This is a genomic window from Roseomonas sp. BN140053, assembly GCF_047690175.1.
Classification (GTDB): Bacteria; Pseudomonadota; Alphaproteobacteria; order Acetobacterales; family Acetobacteraceae; genus Roseomonas.
In genome coordinates this window covers 1-15547 of the sequence record NZ_JBLLEB010000049.1, presented here as the reverse complement: position 1 = coordinate 15547, position 15547 = coordinate 1, and the positions used below count along the sequence as shown (strand labels likewise).

The 15547-nt window shown below is 68.2% G+C and carries 14 protein-coding genes and 1 pseudogene; 5 read left to right on the top strand and 10 right to left on the bottom strand.

What is annotated here, in order from left to right:
• On the bottom strand, positions 1 to 1311 hold the full coding sequence (locus tag ACLIBK_RS23350) for a pilus assembly protein TadG-related protein (protein WP_415389710.1): 1311 nt from the start codon (positions 1309 to 1311) through the stop codon (positions 1 to 3).
• 498 nt (positions 1312 to 1809) lie between these two features.
• On the opposite strand from ACLIBK_RS23350, the gene ACLIBK_RS23345 reads away from it, so the two are divergent.
• Positions 1810 to 2391 (top strand): DUF3489 domain-containing protein, encoded by a 582-nt coding sequence (locus ACLIBK_RS23345; protein ID WP_415389709.1) that lies wholly within the window; start codon positions 1810 to 1812, stop codon positions 2389 to 2391.
• On the opposite strand, the gene ACLIBK_RS23340 is transcribed toward ACLIBK_RS23345, so the two are convergent.
• On the bottom strand, positions 2351 to 3949 hold the full coding sequence (locus tag ACLIBK_RS23340; RefSeq protein ID WP_415389708.1) for a putative bifunctional diguanylate cyclase/phosphodiesterase: 1599 nt from the start codon (positions 3947 to 3949) through the stop codon (positions 2351 to 2353). The two genes, ACLIBK_RS23345 and ACLIBK_RS23340, sit on opposite strands and share 41 nt — an antisense overlap.
• Before the next feature lie 381 nt (positions 3950 to 4330).
• On the opposite strand from ACLIBK_RS23340, the gene ACLIBK_RS23335 reads away from it, so the two are divergent.
• The 4 genes from ACLIBK_RS23335 to nhaA all read left to right on the top strand — a co-directional run bounded on the left by ACLIBK_RS23335 (position 4331) and on the right by nhaA (position 7871).
• Positions 4331 to 4927: a DUF3489 domain-containing protein gene (locus ACLIBK_RS23335; protein ID WP_415389707.1), complete on the top strand. Its 597-nt coding sequence runs from the start codon at positions 4331 to 4333 to the stop codon at positions 4925 to 4927.
• Complete coding sequence (locus ACLIBK_RS23330; protein ID WP_415389706.1) at positions 4927 to 5622, top strand: recombinase family protein; 696 nt, start codon at positions 4927 to 4929, stop codon at positions 5620 to 5622. Before ACLIBK_RS23335 ends, ACLIBK_RS23330 begins: the two co-directional genes overlap by 1 nt.
• A gap of 140 nt (positions 5623 to 5762) precedes the next feature.
• Entirely contained in the window at positions 5763 to 6638 is an 876-nt protein-coding gene (locus ACLIBK_RS23325; RefSeq protein ID WP_415389705.1) for a class I SAM-dependent DNA methyltransferase, read from the top strand.
• Positions 6639 to 6656: 18 nt separating this feature from the next.
• Entirely contained in the window at positions 6657 to 7871 is a 1215-nt protein-coding gene (gene nhaA / locus ACLIBK_RS23320; protein ID WP_415389704.1) for a Na+/H+ antiporter NhaA, read from the top strand.
• 187 nt (positions 7872 to 8058) lie between these two features.
• Here the strand turns inward: nhaA and ACLIBK_RS23315 are convergent, their stop codons facing one another.
• The 8 genes and pseudogenes from ACLIBK_RS23315 to ACLIBK_RS23280 all read right to left on the bottom strand — a co-directional run.
• Positions 8059 to 8373 (bottom strand): DUF1330 domain-containing protein, encoded by a 315-nt coding sequence (locus ACLIBK_RS23315; protein ID WP_415389703.1) that lies wholly within the window; start codon positions 8371 to 8373, stop codon positions 8059 to 8061.
• An 82-nt stretch (positions 8374 to 8455) separates the two neighbouring features.
• On the bottom strand, positions 8456 to 9925 hold the full coding sequence (gene terL, locus ACLIBK_RS23310) for a phage terminase large subunit (protein WP_415389702.1): 1470 nt from the start codon (positions 9923 to 9925) through the stop codon (positions 8456 to 8458).
• Positions 9915 to 10310, bottom strand: coding sequence for a hypothetical protein (locus tag ACLIBK_RS23305; protein WP_415389701.1), 396 nt, complete (start codon positions 10308 to 10310; stop codon positions 9915 to 9917). Before ACLIBK_RS23305 ends, terL begins: the two co-directional genes overlap by 11 nt.
• 1 nt (position 10311) lies before the next feature.
• On the bottom strand, positions 10312 to 11574 hold the full coding sequence (locus ACLIBK_RS23300; RefSeq protein WP_415389700.1) for a site-specific DNA-methyltransferase: 1263 nt from the start codon (positions 11572 to 11574) through the stop codon (positions 10312 to 10314).
• Positions 11571 to 11984 carry a hypothetical protein gene (locus ACLIBK_RS23295; RefSeq protein ID WP_415389699.1) on the bottom strand — a complete coding sequence of 138 codons (414 nt, stop codon included), beginning with the start codon at positions 11982 to 11984 and terminating at the stop codon, positions 11571 to 11573. The genes ACLIBK_RS23300 and ACLIBK_RS23295 overlap by 4 nt, the downstream gene beginning before the upstream one ends.
• A gap of 245 nt (positions 11985 to 12229) precedes the next feature.
• Positions 12230 to 14563, bottom strand: coding sequence for a phage/plasmid primase, P4 family (locus ACLIBK_RS23290; RefSeq protein WP_415389698.1), 2334 nt, complete (start codon positions 14561 to 14563; stop codon positions 12230 to 12232).
• A complete protein-coding gene (locus ACLIBK_RS23285; protein ID WP_415389697.1) occupies positions 14560 to 15447 on the bottom strand; it encodes a hypothetical protein in 888 nt (295 codons plus the stop codon). The genes ACLIBK_RS23290 and ACLIBK_RS23285 overlap by 4 nt, the downstream gene beginning before the upstream one ends.
• A pseudogene (locus tag ACLIBK_RS23280) lies at positions 15444 to 15547 on the bottom strand (IS630 family transposase); the annotation flags it as partial. The gene ACLIBK_RS23285 and the pseudogene ACLIBK_RS23280, both read right to left, overlap by 4 nt.

Sequence of the window (15547 nt, the reverse complement as noted above, 5' to 3'; positions counted from 1 at the left end):
CTACTCCACCAGCCGTACCACGCGCGCCGCAGGCACGCTGGTCCGGTAGTTGGTGCAGTTCGAAACGTCGAAGCCGAAGCTGCTCAGGCCGCTGATGTCGAGGGTTCCGCCGACCAGGGCGAGGCAGCCGGTCGAACTGCTCGAGCTGAGCTGCCCGATCTTCACGTAGGAGCTGGGGGCGTAGATGCCGCCCGCCAGGCTAGCAGAGGAGACGCCCTGGATGGACAGGTCGGGGGCGCTGCTGGTTCCATTGAAGGCCGTACGCGCGCGATGAACCAGGACCCCGTCGTAATCGGAGTCGTCCCCGTTGCTCGCAGGAGCGGAGATGGACACCCTGGAGGTCTGGCCGATGCTCAGGCTGCCTGGAACAGTACCGCGGAAGATGAAGGTGCAGCCGTCGCAGGTGAAGCTGGAAATGCTGCGGATGTTCAACGAAGCGACCTGCGACAACGTGCTCTGGAAAACATAGGTGCCGGGCGTGAAGGTCACCGCCGAGGTGTTGGACACCGTCACCGAGGCGCAATATGCCTTGCTCATTCCCGTGGGCTGGATCGCCGCAGTCACGACCGTCGGTAGCATCGTTAGGCAGGAGGCGCCGGTCGCTGTCGTGAAAGCTTTGCTGTCCAGGCGCTCGTACGGGTTGCTCACCGGTGGCGCGTGTTCCTGGTATCCCTCGGCGAAGCGCCAGCGAGTATTGTTGCACCCGCTGCAAGTTCCGAATGACATCACAGCTCGTGCCACGACGCTGCTGTTCGATTGCGGAATGGCGACCGAGGCACCCGGGGCATTGGACCCGACGGCACAGCCCGGCGCGCTGAACGAACTGGAGTCGTGAACCGTGAGCGTGCCGGTCAGGGCAAGGATGCAGACGGGTGTTGTCCCATAAAGGAGCGAAACAGCCCGCCCGCTCGCTTGTACCGCATCCCGGCCCAGGAAGGTGCGGCTCAGGATGATCGGCACCTGTCTCCTGATCTGGACCTCGAAGGCGTCGAGCTTGCCCACCATGGCGCCCGAGGTGGGCGGGCTGTTCACCATCACCTCGACCGTGGCGAAGCCGTTCCGCCCCGCGACCTCGCGGCCCGCCGCCAGAGCAGCAGCCCGCCCGCGAAACAGGTAGGCCGAAGCCGCAGCCATGGCCGAAACATCCGCTGCGTTCTGGGTGTCCTGCAGAGCCAGGTAGTAGCGGCCTCCCTCGGTCGCGAGGCCGGCCATCCCGATGAGAACGGAGCCGCTGACTGCCACCACGGCCGCAACATTGCCGCGACGGTTCCGTAGGACGTGTCCTGCCGTTCCGAGGAGACGCTGAAACATGGCAACAGACCAGTCCGTCGGCTTCGGATGCACCATTCTCACTGTGTGGACGATTCGAGGGTGACACATGTTTGCAGCCCCGATTCCCTCGATGCCATTTTCCCGGATCAACGTTCGGCGTATGGAAACTAGCCCAGTAATCTCGGGTTGCAACCAGGGGTAGTGAATGTCGGCAGCGTCCTTGGTGAGCTACGAGGGTGCTCTTGTTGAAGCTGCGTAACTTGGTCCAGGATCATACAGTCAGACTTCCATTGGGTCGGCCCAGAGGATTCAACGGCAACGTTTTGCAACCATCCTGTCGCCAATGGCGTCTGATCCAAGCTCGTTTCGTGTAGGAACTGCTTGGTTTGTGTTGTGGTCGGAGCGAACGATGCGCTGTCACCACGTGAACACACCATGAGACGCCTGCGCTCCACCGGCCATCGCTCGGGGGGCTCAGGGCCGTAGCGGAACCCGGACGGAACCCGGAGGTCGGGCCAGCCGCACCGGAGCCCGACTATGGTCAAGCAGAGCTATACCGCCACGCTACCCGACGTCCCCGCACCACCACGGCAGGCCGTCATCGCCTCGCTGCTCAAGACCGGGTTGCTGACCCAGAAGCCTGCTCCTGTCGATGAGGATGGGCCGGACGCGCGCGCCAGCGAGGTTGGCCTGACTGCGGCCAGCTCGGCAACGGGAGAAGGGCAGCCTGTCGAGGCGCCCACCCACGCCCCTGCCGGCCTGCGTGGGGCCGCTCAGGCCGTGGTAGCAGCCTGGGACGCCCACAGCCCGCCCGACGCCCTATCGGTGGCCGTCGAGCTCCTCCGCACCGCCCTGGCCCGGAAGGCCGCCCAGCCATCCACCAGCCGGCCGCGCACTCCACGTACCGGCACCAAGCAGGCCGCGGTACTGGCCCTGCTACGCCGCCCCGAGGGCGCCACCGTGGTCCAGGTGGTCGAGACCGCCGGCTGGGCACAGCACACCGTGCGCGGCTTCCTCGTCGGCCTGAAGCGGCGCGGCACCTCGGTCGAGGTGCTCGAGCGCGTCTGCCAGGTCTGCCCTACGGCGCTTCCGCAAGCGTTGAAGCCGTCTGTCCGATAAGATGCCGAGCTTCCACGGCCGGCATTGCGCGCCCGAGTAGGAAACCCTGTCCCTGATCGCATCCTGCCCTGCCTAGTGCCTCGGCTTGGGCTGCCGTCTCGACGCCTTCGGCCGTTACCGCCAGACCCAGGGTACGGCCAAGGCCAAGGACGGTTTCAACAATGGCTGCTGCCTTCTCGTCCTGCATCATCCCCCGCACAAACGAGGCGTCGATCTTCACCTTGTCGAAGGGAAAGCGCCAAAGAGTGTTCAGCGAGGAGTAGCCTGTGCCGAAATCGTCCATTGCGATCCTCACACCCATAGCACGCAGTTGCCCCAGCACCGTCAGCGTGGCGGCGCTGTTCTGCAGCAGCAGGCCCTCTGTTACCTCTAGTTCTAGGCGGCGTGGGTCGAGGCCAGATTCTGACAACGCCGCCTGCACTGTCGCCAGCAGGTCGCCACGCCGGAATTGAATGGGCGACAAATTCACCGCCACGCCGATCTCACCGGGCCAAGATGCCGCTTCTATGCATGCTGTCCGTAGCACCCACTCGCCAATTCCGATGATCAGGCCGGTCTCCTCCGCAATCGGGATGAACTCCGCTGGCGGCACCATCCCGCGGCTGGGATGTTGCCAGCGCACCAGAGCCTCAAAGCCTACGAGGCGCTTCTCGGGTAGTGCGCAAAGCGGCTGGTAGTGCACCAGGAAGTCGCCGGAAGCCGTGGCGATGCGCAGGGCAGCACTGAGTTCCTGGCGTTCACGAAGGGCCGCATCCATGCCCTTCTCGAAAAATCGCGCAGCTCCGCGTCCTTCGGATTTCGCCAAGTAGAGAGCTGAATCGGCAGCCTGAAGCAGGATATCTGGCTGGTCACCATCGGCTGGAGAAACCGCTACGCCGATACTGACTCCACAGGCCGCCCGTGCCCCGTGTGGGAGGTCATAAGGCTCTGAGACAGCGGCGATAAGTCGGCTTGCCAAGCCTGCTGCGCCGCTAGGCTGCTGCAGGCCTCGCTGAAGCACCACAAACTCGTCGCCACCGACCCGGGCGATAGTGTCTTCCTCCCGCAGCGCTCCGCGCAGGCGCTCTGCCAAGATCCGGAGCAGCGCGTCCCCTGCGGCGTGTCCGAGGCTGTCATTCACCTCTTTGAAGCGGTCCAGGTCGAGACGCATGACGGCGACGCTCTCACCGTTACGCCGGGCGTTGGCGAGAGCCTGGTCCAGGTGTTGCGCCAGCAGGAAGCGGTTAGGCAAGCCTGTGAGTGGGTCGTGCAACGCCTGATGCCGCGCATCCCGTTCGGCGGCTTCTCGCCGCGTAGTCTCTCTCTGCAGTTCCTGCAGGCGACGGTAGCCGTAGGCAAGCAGGCCAAAGGCGGAGATCATCAGCATCACGAGGACTTCGTCGAGTTGCCATTCCTCGTGCTCCGCCGCGAAGTCGATCAGCAACTCGAAGGCATCGGTTGCGACTGCGAAGACATAGGTTACGACGCAGCCAGCAAGGATAAGGAGGACGTCGCGAGCCTGGGCCGAGAGGCTGCTCAGACGGTGTTGCAAGCCGAGCGAAGGAAATCGGGTTGGCACGGCCGAGATGTTTCCTTCCAATCGCATGCTGGCCAAAGTCGCAAAATGCACGCGGTGAGATTACTAAATTAATGCATCTCAACCCCAGATTGTAAATGGTCTCCTTTGCGGCATCGAGCAGCTTCCCCCTTGCCCAGCTTTGAGACTGCTTCGCTGTCACTCTTGCTCCGCGACTCCTGGACGCCAGCGCTCACCAAGGGCCAGCTCCGGCTGGCCCTCTGGACTCTCGAACCGGTTGGCTTCGGTTGCAGGTTGAGCAATCAGTGCACCGGCACCGCGGCACGACGCTGCAAGGTGGCCACGCCCCACCGGCCAGGGCCCGGCAGGGCTCCGGGTGGTAGCGGCACCCGGAGGTCGGGCCAGCCGCACCGGAACCCTACGATGGTCAACCAGAGCCACGCTGCCACGCTGCCCGACGTGCCCGCGCCACCACGGCAGGCCGTCATCGCCTCCCTGCTCAAGACCGGGCTGCTGGTCCGGAAGTCCGCTCCGAACAAGAACGCCACGCCGGAACTGGCTGCGGCCCGTCACGGTCTGTCCCTGGCTAATGCCGTGGAAGGCCTGCAGGCCGCCGAGCCGCCTGCACAAGCTCCTGTTGGCCTGCTTGGGGCCGTTCAGGCCGTGGTGGCAGCCTGGGACGCCGAGAGCCCACCCACCACTCTGTCAGCAGCCGTAGAGCAGCTCCGCACTGCCCTGATGCGGAAGCTTGCCCAGCGAACCACAACCAGCTCACGTGGCCCGCGCACGGGCACCAAGCAGGCCGCGGTACTGGCCCTTCTACGTCGCCCCGAGGGCGCCACCATCGCCCAGGTGATCGAGGCAACCGACTGGGCCCCCCATACCGTGCGCGGCTTCCTCGCCGGCCTGAAGCGGCGCGGCACCCCGGTCGAGGTGCTCGATCGCGTCCGCCAAGTCGGCCCGGGCAGGGCAGGGGCCAAGGGCAGCTACACCGTGTACCGCGTGGCGGAGGCAGGCTGATGCGGAAGGCAGTCGCGGGCCCACGCTACGCGGTGGCGCTGTACCGGGTATCCACGGCCGAGCAGGGGCACAGCGGGCTGGGGCTCGAGGCACAGCAGGCCAGCGTCCGCGCCTTCGTGGCAGCCCAGGGTTGGACCTTGGTGGCGGAGTACTCCGACGTGGCCAGCGGCAAGGACGACCGCCGGCCCGGGTTCCAGGCCGCTCTGGCCCGCTGCCGGCAGCTCGGGGCCACGCTAGTGGCAGCACGGCTGGATCGGATCACCCGCCGCGCCCACACGCTCTCGGGCTTGCTCGAGGAGGGACTGTCGATCCGTGCGGCCGACATGCCTGGCGCGGATGACCTGATGATGCGGGTCTACGCGGCCATGGCACAGAAGGAGCGGGAGCTGATCTCGGAGCGGACCCGGGCGGCGTTGGCGGCGGCACGGGCGCGTGGGGCGGTGCTGGGTGGAGACCGCGGGCACCGGCCCGTGGTGCCGCCCTGTGCGGCGGCTGCGGCTCAGGCGCGACGGTCAGCGGCGGAGCAGGCGGCACACCGGCTCGCGCTGGAGATGGAAGTGCTGCGCGCTGAGGGCATCACTACGCACAAGGGGATCGCGCGTGCGCTGAGCAGGCGTGGGGTATCCACCCCGCGCGGGAGCGCCACGTGGACCCACGCGACCGTCGCGCGGGTGCTGGCACGCGCAAGCTGCTGACCAGCTGGGTGCAACCCAATCGAGGCAACCAACAACAGTCTGGGGGGGTGAGGCCAGCATGCAGTTGTCCAGCCCCTCCGGAGTCCGAGGCTCAGCCCTCACCGGGGGGAAAGGATATCAGGAGGAACGCTCGATGCGGATTGAACGAGCTCTGCTTCAGTGACAACAGGATGGGTATGCAGACACCACCCCACCTTGTGCTCTCTGAGCCTGTCTTCGACATGGACGCAGGTTCCCGTTCAGCCACCACCGCGTCCAGCAGGAAGCACGATGCTCCTCCGTCACTCTATGACGAAGCGGCACTTTACGACGCCGTCGTGCAGCCCGGCCCCTGCGAAGTCTTCTACCGCGAGGTGGCGCACGGCCAGCGCGGACCGGTGCTGGAACTGGCTTGCGGCACGGGGCGGCTGACCTTGCCGATCGCCAGGGATGGGCACGAGGTCGTCGGGCTCGATACGTCCCGTACCATGTTGGCCGCCGCGAAGCGCAAAGCGCGAGAGCAGGTGCTTCCCGTGCGGTTTCTTCTCGGTGACATGCGCGACTTCGAGCTCGGCCAGCGCTTCGGGACAGTGATCATCTCCTGCAACTCACTCGCTCACCTGACGCAAACGGAGGAGGTGCGCGCCTGCTTGGCCGCGGTTCGGCGGCACCTGATGCCCGCAGGCGTGCTCGCCTTCGACGTCGTCCGGCCGGACCTTGGCCTTCTCAGCCGCCCCGAGGGCGAGGTGCGGCGGCTGGATCTCGGCCCCAACCCTTCCTCTGCCGTCGAGGCGGAGGAAGTCGCGTCCTACGACCCGATCGCGCAGGTGCGGGTAGCCCAATGGTACGTTCGGCATAGCGAGGGCGAGGCACGCCCTATGGCGCCGCTGGTGCTGCGTCAGTTCTTTCCACAGGAGCTGCCCCTCCTCTTGGAAGCCGGCGGATTCGAACTGACGGCGCGCTACGGCGACTTCGCGCGCAACCCGCTCGGGCCTGAAAGTCTGAACCAGATCTGCCTTGCGCGGGTGGCTGGCTGAACCGAGGACCTCTCGATCATGGCATTACCCGTCCGGGTGGGTGGTCACCCTCCCGCCTCTATGCTGCGCAAGTTCCTCGATAACTCGGCCTCAGGCGGACTGGTGCTCATGGCGGCCGCTGCCCTGGCCCTGCTCGTCGCCAACTCGCCCCTGGCGCCGACCTACTTCGGCGCCCTCGGAGCGTATCTGGGGTCCCTGAGCGTATTGCACTGGATCAACGACGCCCTGATGGCGGTGTTCTTCCTGTTGGTCGGTCTTGAGATCAAGCGCGAGGTCCTGGACGGGCAGCTCTCCACATGGGGTCGCCGTATCCTGCCCGGGGCCGCAGCATTGGGCGGCATGGTTGTCCCCGCATTGATCTTCGCGGCCTTCAACTGGCATGACCCGGCGACCCTTCGGGGCTGGGCCATTCCGTCGGCCACCGACATTGCCTTCGCGCTCGGTGTTCTCGCCCTGCTCGGCTCGCGCGTGCCGACATCGCTCAAGATTTTCCTGACGGCCCTCGCCATCATCGATGACCTTGGCGCGGTCGCGATCATCGCCGTGTTCTACACGGGTGACCTTTCGTTGCTAAACCTCGGGCTTGCGCTGGCTCTCGTTGTGGTTCTCGTGGCCATGAACCGGCTCGGCGTCACACGGCTGCTGCCATACCTGCTACTTGGTTCGATGCTTTGGTACTTCGTCCTGCGCTCGGGCGTGCACGCCACCATCGCCGGGGTAGCGCTCGCCTTCACGATCCCCCTCCATGCAACGCCCGGCCGGCTGGATGATGCTGTGGGTTCGCCGCTGCACCGCCTGGAGCACGGGCTGCACAACTGGGTCGCGTTCCTCATCATTCCCATCTTTGGTTTCGCCAATGCTGGGGTGTCCTTCGCGGGTGTGACCTACGACCTTTTGACCGATCACCTCACGCTCGGCGTTGCCTTCGGATTACTGTTCGGCAAGTTGGTGGGAGTGTTTGGCACTGCGGCTTTGGCCATCCGGTTCGGCTGGGCCGATCTACCGATGGGGGCGGGCAAGCTCCAGTTGCTAGGCGTCTCGCTACTCTGCGGCATCGGGTTCACCATGAGCCTGTTCATTGGGATGCTCGCGTTCGCTAATGCCCCCGTGCTCCAGGACGAGGTGAAGATCGGCATTCTCGGTGGTTCGCTCTTGGCGGGGCTGCTCGGTTGGCTAGTGCTGCGGTTTGCCCCGCGCGATGTGCCTGCTCCCCGGGCTCGTGCGGACACGTGAGCCAACTCCCAAGTTCGCGGCCAAAGGGCACGCAGCGGCGACGGATTCTTAGTTTCTCGCTTCGGGGAAGGGTGTTCACCACCGATCAACGGTCGTTGGTCGGTGGTGAACATGGGGCTTGGAGCTGAGGCGGAGCTTCGAGTGTTGTCCAGCGGAGCGAACTGCGGATGTCCACCGAGCGACCGGGTCAGAGCCCTGGAATGGCCCAGATCTGCAGGTCTGCTGCACCGCGTCGCAGTTCCTTCACGGGACCGTACTCTGGCGAGTTCCAGAATGCGTGGATGGCTTCCAGGGAAGGGAACTCGAACAAGGCTGTCCGACGCTCGTCGTGCTGGCCTTCTAGGAGTTCAACAGTTCCGCCTCTCACGTGCTTCCCCCCGAACGTCGCGATCAGTGGCATGACCGCTTCGCGGTACCTCCCGTACTGTTCCTCGTCGGTGATAGTACCTTGCACGAGCATGTAAGCTGTCACTCGCCGCTCGCTCCCACTGGCATCGACCATAAGTAAAGCCTCGGTGGGCCGCTGACACGAGAATCCGGTCTGGTCGTGAGCGGGCTGGCGCTGGTGCTAGCGCTGTCGGGTCTCAGGCCGTTCTCCAAGAGTCGGCCTCCTCGGTCGCGTCGAACAGCCGCGCGTAGCTGTCCCGGCGGTCGGTGGCCTGGCTCTGGGGCGCGGTGCCTTTGACCATCCTGTCCAGCAACTGCCCAACCAGCCCCAGCGCGTCCACCTGGTCGTCGTGTCGGCCAGCGGGGAAGGTCAGCAGTTCCGCCTCGAACGCCTGCCGCCAGGGCGCGTGCTGCGGCACGTACAGCCCGTCCAGCGCCATGCGGCCGCGGATCGATTGCGCCCGCACCGCCTTGTCACCGCGGGTGGGAAAGGCCTGCCGCGCCACATAGGCCTGCCGCTCGCGCATCCGCCGCTCCAGGAACGGCCCCACGCCTGCCCGGATCTGCCCGGTTTCCTCTGCCCAGCCGATCGGGCGCCACTGCCGCACCAGGTCGCAGAAGGCCTCGATCCAAGCATCCGCCGCCGCCTGCCCGCGCCATAGGTCCAGCAGCCACAGCCGGCCACTGGGGTCCATGCCGACCACCACATGCACGGTGTAGTCACCGCCGTCGGCGGTGACCGCGTAGTCGGAGGCGCCATACACCTGCAGGGTGGCCCGGTCCGGTAGGCTCTCGGCCGGGTGCAGCCATTCGCGCTGGAAGTAGTCGCCGGTGTCCGGCACCGGCCGCTGCTGGTACAGCGCCGACCAGCTGCGGGTGCTGGCCTCGGCCTTCACCCGGGCCAGCGAGGCGGCATAGCCGTAGGCGTCGTCGCCCCACAGCATCTCCCCCGGCGCACGGCCCAGCGGGTCATCGTCCTCCGCCTCGGCCGGCAGCGACACCACACGCCACTGCTCGCGCTGCGCGGCCAGCAGCCGGCCGGACAGGTCGTCCTGGTGCCAGCGGGTCTGCACCACCACGATGGCGGCCCCGGGACGGAGGCGGGTGCGCAGGTCGTCGCCGAACCATTCCCACACCCGGGCCCGGCGCGCCTCGCTGTCGGCCTCCTCGCGCGACTTCACGGGGTCGTCGATCAGCGCCAGGTCGGCCCGCAGGCCGGTGATCACGCCACCGATGCCGGCCGCGCGGTACTCGCCGCCGTTGCTAGTGGTCCATAGGTCCTCGGCTTCCCGGTCCAGCCGGTAGCCGAGGGTCGGGCCGTGGCTGCGGATGCGGCTGCGCACCCGGCGGGAGAAGGCGCCGGCGAGGTCGGCGGTGTTGCTGGTGGCGATGACCCGGCGGTCGCGGCCCTGGGCCAGGAACCAGGCGGGGAACAGGTCGGAGGTATAGGTCGACTTGGCCGATCCCGGCGGCATGAACACCATCAGGCGGTCGTGCACCCCGTCGGCCACCGCCTGCAGCTCGCGGATCAGCAGGCGGTGGTGGGCTGCGGGTGCCAGGCCCTGGGGAGCGAGGGCGTGCTCGCACCACAAGCCGAAGTCGCGGCGGATGGCCCGGCGCTGGCCCAGCTCCCAGGCGGGGTCACTCTGAGCGGGGTCAGTCGCCATCGTCGGGCGCCTCGCGGTGCAGCACCAGCCGGGCGGCACGCGCCCGGGCGATCTCCTCCTCGAGCTCGGCATCGCTCAGCTCGCCGGCCCTCCGGGTGGACAGCACCACCTCCTGCTTCTCCCGCCAGCCGGCACGCGCCTTCATCCAGAAAATGGCGGCCGCGGTGTTCTGGCCGGAGGTGGCCATCTGGAACAGCGTCTGCGCCACCTTGACGGTGGCCTCGACGGAGCCGCGGTCGAGCTCGCGGCGGAAATGCAGGCGCAGGGTCTTGGGGTCGATGTCGAGCAGGGTAGCGATGTCGGTTTGCGGGATGCCGAAACCTGACATGACGCGCACCGTCTTGCGCTGCTCGTCGGTGGGCTGAAAGGTCGCGCCCTGGGCCATCTCAGGCCTCCCCAGCGCGCTGGGCGGCCACGCTGGCGTGGGTGGCCCCACTGCCCTCCAGCACCGCCTCCTGGCCAGTGAAGGCCTGCCAGCGCAGCACGGCCACGTCCACGTAAGCCGGGGACAGCTCCACGGCGTGGCAGGCGCGCCCCGACATTTCTGCCGCGATCAGCGTGGTACCGGAGCCGGAGAACGGCTCGTAGACGGCCTGGCCCGGGCTGCTGTTGTTCTCCATCGGCCGGCGCATGCATTCGACCGGCTTCTGCGTGCCGTGCACCGTGTCGGTGTCCTGGGCGCGGCTCGGGATGGACCAAAGCGTGGTCTGCTTGCGGTCGCCCGACCAGTGACCCCTGCCGCCGTCGCGCACCGCGTACCACGCCGGTTCATGTTGCCAGTGGTAATTGCCGCGCCCGAGGACGAGGCGCTCCTTGGCCCAAACGATTTGCGCCCGGATCTGGAACCCGCAGGCGGTGAGACTGTCGGCCACCGTGCCGGCGTGCAGCGCCCCATGCCAGACATAGGCTACCTCGCCAGGGAACAGCGCCCAGGCTTCGCGCCAGTCCGCCCGGTGGTCGTTGAGCACCTTGCCCGTGCGGGCGGTCTTGCTGCCCTCCAGGGCGGCATTGCGCCAGGCCGGGTTGTACTCCACCCCGTAGGGCGGGTCCGTGACCATCAGGTGCGGGCGCACCCCGTTCAGCGCCCTGGCCACGGTGTCCGCATCGGTGCTGTCGCCGCAGGTGAGCCGGTGGCGGCCCAGCAGCCACGTATCCCCCACGGCTGATACGGGCTGCTCCGGCGGGGTAGGGACCTCGTCCGGGTCGGTCAGCCCGGCGGTTGGCTCGGCCAGGAAGCCCGCGATCTCCAGCCGCTCGAAGCCGGTGAGGCTCAGGTCGAAGCCCTCGGCCGAGAGCTCCCCCAGCTCGACCCGGAGCAGCTGCTCGTCCCAGCCGGCCGAGAGCGCCAGGCGGTTATCGGCCAGCACGTAGGCCCGGCGCTGGGCGGCGGTGAGGTGGGAGAGTTCGAGGGTGGGCACCTCGGTCATGCCCAGCTGGCGGGCGGCGAGCAGGCGACCGTGGCCGGCGATCACCCCGCGCCGGCCGTCGACCAGGATGGGGTTGGTGAAGCCGAACTCGCGGATGGACGCGGCGATCTGGGCCACCTGCGCCGGCGAGTGAGTGCGGGCATTGCGGGCGTAGGGCACCAGCTCGGCCACGGAAGCGAGGTTGTAGGGGGGAAACAAGGGGGAGGCGGTCAGGGTGCTCATGCGCGCTGTCCCTCGATCAGCCGGGGCTCGGGCTTGCCCTCCACCGGGTCGTTGTCCTCAGCCCCGCCGAACTCGCGGATGACCACCACGACCTTCTGCGGCTCGGGTGGCGCACCGTTGGGGCCGGACACCTCGACCAGCTGCTTCTCGCGCCAGCCGGCCCGTGCTTTCAGCCAGAAGATCGTGGCCGCGATGTTCCCCGGCGTGGTGGCCTGCTGGAACAGGCACTGCGCGACGCGGGCGTTGGCTTCGGTGACGGCGGTGTCGAGCTCGAAGCGGTACGCCCGGCGCAGGGTTGGCTCGGAGCAGCGGACGACGCGGGCAATGGCGTCCTGCGGGATGCCGTAGGCGGCCATGGTGCGCACGGTGCGGCGCTGTTCTTCGGTCGGCGTGTAGCGCGGCGGGGCCATCAGCGGGGCTCCTGCGGGTTGTAGGGCGGGAAGGTGGCGGGCGTGTCGGGTCGCTGCGTGGTCATGGCGGGCTCCGTTGGAGAGGGAATGGGCTGCTGCTAGGGCTGCTCGGTCCGGCGCAGCGACGTGAGCGACGCGTGCGACGCGTGTTCCGTAAAACCGACCACGCGTGCGCGCGCGTGGGCCGTCATCCGGGAGACGCGTCGCACGCGTCGCTGGCGTCGCTGGGAGGGGGCTGGTGGCCATCAGTCCCGGTTCCCCCAGTGCTCGGTGGAGGCTTCCGGGATGATGCGGAGGCCGCGGAAACCGCGCCCGCGGAACTGGTCGCAATCCTTGACCCGCTGGAAGCCCTGGCGCTCCAGCATGGTGGCGAACCACTTCGCGTTGCGTGGCTCCTCGGCCCGGCTGGTGGCGAAGGCACGCCAGGAGGCGAAGAGGGCGGCGCTGGTCTCGCCGTAGACGCGGTCCTGCTCGCAGCACTCCTCGACCCACTGCGCCAGCACGTCCTGCTCTGCGAAGTACTCCGTGGTGGCGTCCAGCACCGCCCGGGGTCGGGCCAGCCCATCGCGCTGCCACGCCAGGCAGCCCTCGATCATCCAGCGCAGGATGCCCGGCCATTCCGCCCGCAGCGTCTCGGGCAGGTTCGGGTCCGGCTTGGCGGGCTTGTGCAGGAAGGGCACCACGTTGAACCGGCGGCGGGCGGCGTCGTCGACGTTGCGCAGGGCCGGCTTGTGGTTGCCGCTGATGGTCAGCTTAAAGGCCGGGGTGAAGGTGAAGAAGTCCTGCCGCATGAAGCGGGCGCTGATCGGATCACCGCCGGTCATGACCTTGATGCGGGCCTCGGCCCAGGCCCGGCCCTCCTCGGTCTCGGTGGCCATCACCATGCGCGCGCCGTGCAGCATGGCGAGGTCGGTGGGGTGGCGGTCCCCCTGCGCCGCGGTGAAAGTGTCGATGGCGGCGGTAGTGCTGTAGCTGCCGAGAATGCCGGCCACGGTGTTCAGCAGTACGCCCTTGCCGTTGCCGCCCGGGCCATAGACGAAGAGCAGGGCATGCTCACTGGTGATGCCGGTCAGGCAGTAGCCGAGCCAGCGCTGCAGGAAGGCGATCAGCTCCTGGTCACCGCCGGTGGCCTGGTCGAGGAAGGCCAGCCAAGCCGGGCAGCTCGCGGTGTCGGCCGGCGTGATCGCGGCGGAGCGGGAGATGTGGTCTGCGGGCCGCGCGGGGCGCAGCTCGCCGGTGCGCAGGTCCACGGTGCCGCCGGGGGTGCCGAGCAGCCAGGGATCGGCGTCCCAGACGGCACTGGTGACGGCCACGGCCGGGTCGGCCAAGGCGAAGCGCTCCACCCCGGATGCGAAGGAAGCCTTGCCGGCTGCCACGGCGACCTTGGCCTCGTCGGTGGCCAGGGCCAGTTCGCGGGCGGCCAGCCGGGCCCAGGTAAAGGCGAGACGTGTGTTCTCCCGCTGCCAGACCGCCCCCGTCCACCGATACCATTTCCCGGCGTCGTGGCAGTAGCGCAGCTCGGCACCGTGCTGCTGCACGAAGGCGGTGGCCACGCTGTCCTCGGTGACCAGGCCGGGCTCCTCAGACGAGGCGGCGGCGCTGGCGGCAGGGGGAGGGCGCGATCGCCCCCCACGCGCACCACTGGCCGGCCGGCGACCTTCATCACGCGCACGGGCCTCCTTGACGTAGATGTCCTCGAGGCATCGGTCGATGTCGGCGCGGCGGGCCTGCCAGCGCGCGTCCCGCTCCGCCTCGGGCACTGCATCCATGGCGTCCTGCAAGCGCTGCCGGGCGTTCATCAGGGCCACACCGTCGCGAGCCCAGCGCCCGAGCAGGCGGACGGTGGCCTCATGGTACGACTTGCCGCTGATGATCTCAGCCAGCAGTGCCGCCTCATCCACCGGCCCCGAGCGCGGCGGGGCACCTGGGGTGGTAGCCTGGGGCGCGGTGTTCGGCTTGCCGATCCAGGCTTCGTCCAACTCGTCCAGCAGGTCGATGGCCGTGCCGTCCAGCAGCTCGACCCGGTGGTCCGGGTTGGTGCCGACACGTCCGTAGTAGTAGGCCTGGGACAGCGTCCAGCTCTCGGCACTGAAGACGCCCCCGAACAGGCCGTTGAGCCGCCCGAGCAGGTGATCGCGCTCGCCGGGCGGCAGCTCCGCCGAGAAGGGACACAGCACGCGCCAGCGCGGAGCGTCCTCGCGGTGGCTGGGGGAGGTATAGACCATGGCCAGCACACCGGCCTTGGCCAGGGTCTCGGCCGCACTGTCGAAGGGCACCTGTTCGCCGTCGTAGTCCGCCTCGATGCCGCTGATGGCCAGCAGGTTGGCATCGTGGCGCAGGCTACCCCGCTCGGTCCGAGTGTCGCCGAAGCGGGCCAGCTTGAGCCAGGGCAGCTGATCCTTGCGCGCGGCAGAGACGCTGCGTACCTGCTCGGCCAACTCCTCGAGGCTGAGCCGCCCCTCGCGCTTGCTGTTGGCCGCGTAGCTGCTGAACACGGTGATCGCGACGGGACGCTCCAGCGCCGGCGTACAGGTGGCGTCAGACGCTGCCTCGGGCGTCATCTCGCTCCAGGCGTTCACGGCGTGAACTCCGCCAGGCCGGTGTCGCGCAGCCGCTCCACCAGCCCGAGCAGGGTGTCACGCTCACTTGCCTCGGCGACCCGCAGCACCTCCAGCTGCTCCGCCGGCAGGTGGGCCTCGATGGCCTGCTCCACCAGCGACCGCAGTCGGCCCGGCTCGATGGCGTCCAGCTCCACCGACACCTCGCCGAAGCCGCGGGCGCGGCTGTCGCTGGCCTTGGTGGGCCGGGTCGGCAGGTCCCAGGCCGTGATCTGCTCCGGGTGTACGGCCAGCCGCTCGAAGTGGATATCCGCTCGCGGCGCCATCTCCTGCAGGGTCGCCTCGATCTTGCGCCCGGCGTCCACGCCGGAGGGGTCGAAGTCGCCCAGGTGGTAGATATGTGTCGGCACATCGAGATCGCTGATGTGCTCGGCAGCGGAGTGCAGGAAGGTGAGCGAGGCGTAGCCGCGCGCCACCATGAGCGGCACGTCGTAGGTGCTGGTAACGGGGTAGACGACGCCGGACAGCGCATCCTTCTCCAGCCACACCTCGACGTAGCAATCGGCGTCGGCCCAGAGCGACTTGCGGTACAGCCGGGCGGTCTCGGCCAGCGCCTCCTCCACGCTGCCATGGGTGTGGGGCTTGCGCATCCAGCGCGTGTTGTCGGCCAGCCAGGCGTAGGGCAGCTGGCCGGCGCGACGCATGTCGGCGAGGTCGGTCTTGACCTTGGCGTAGCCCTGCTCGGTCTTGTCGACGATGCCCTGGACGGTGGCCTGGTAGAACACCTGGCGCACGGTCATCGGGCGCATGGCGGCGACGATGGCCCGCAGCGCCGCCCAGCGCTGCTCCATCTCGGCGCGGGTGGCGCGGTGGCGCTTTATCGACCTAGAGCAGTTTCCGGTCATTCCGGCTCATATCCGCACGCGGTGAAGTAGTTGGCGCACTCGGCGGGCGTGAACTGCGGGAGCGCATCGGCGATGGCGGCCCAGAGGTCCGGGATGGTGC

What these genes read in the sequence shown, in the direction of transcription:
- ACLIBK_RS23350 (WP_415389710.1), bottom strand. Translation starts at nt 1,311, where the DNA reads ATGTTTCAGCGTCTCCTCGGAACGGCAGGACACGTCCTACGGAACCGT.
- ACLIBK_RS23345 (WP_415389709.1), top strand. Translation starts at nt 1,810, where the DNA reads ATGGTCAAGCAGAGCTATACCGCCACGCTACCCGACGTCCCCGCACCA.
- ACLIBK_RS23335 (WP_415389707.1), top strand. Translation starts at nt 4,331, where the DNA reads ATGGTCAACCAGAGCCACGCTGCCACGCTGCCCGACGTGCCCGCGCCA.
- ACLIBK_RS23330 (WP_415389706.1), top strand. Translation starts at nt 4,927, where the DNA reads ATGCGGAAGGCAGTCGCGGGCCCACGCTACGCGGTGGCGCTGTACCGG.
- nhaA (WP_415389704.1), top strand. Translation starts at nt 6,657, where the DNA reads ATGGCATTACCCGTCCGGGTGGGTGGTCACCCTCCCGCCTCTATGCTG.
- ACLIBK_RS23315 (WP_415389703.1), bottom strand. Translation starts at nt 8,373, where the DNA reads ATGGTCGATGCCAGTGGGAGCGAGCGGCGAGTGACAGCTTACATGCTC.
- terL (WP_415389702.1), bottom strand. Translation starts at nt 9,925, where the DNA reads ATGGCGACTGACCCCGCTCAGAGTGACCCCGCCTGGGAGCTGGGCCAG.
- ACLIBK_RS23305 (WP_415389701.1), bottom strand. Translation starts at nt 10,310, where the DNA reads ATGGCCCAGGGCGCGACCTTTCAGCCCACCGACGAGCAGCGCAAGACG.
- ACLIBK_RS23300 (WP_415389700.1), bottom strand. Translation starts at nt 11,574, where the DNA reads ATGAGCACCCTGACCGCCTCCCCCTTGTTTCCCCCCTACAACCTCGCT.
- ACLIBK_RS23295 (WP_415389699.1), bottom strand. Translation starts at nt 11,984, where the DNA reads ATGGCCCCGCCGCGCTACACGCCGACCGAAGAACAGCGCCGCACCGTG.
- ACLIBK_RS23285 (WP_415389697.1), bottom strand. Translation starts at nt 15,447, where the DNA reads ATGACCGGAAACTGCTCTAGGTCGATAAAGCGCCACCGCGCCACCCGC.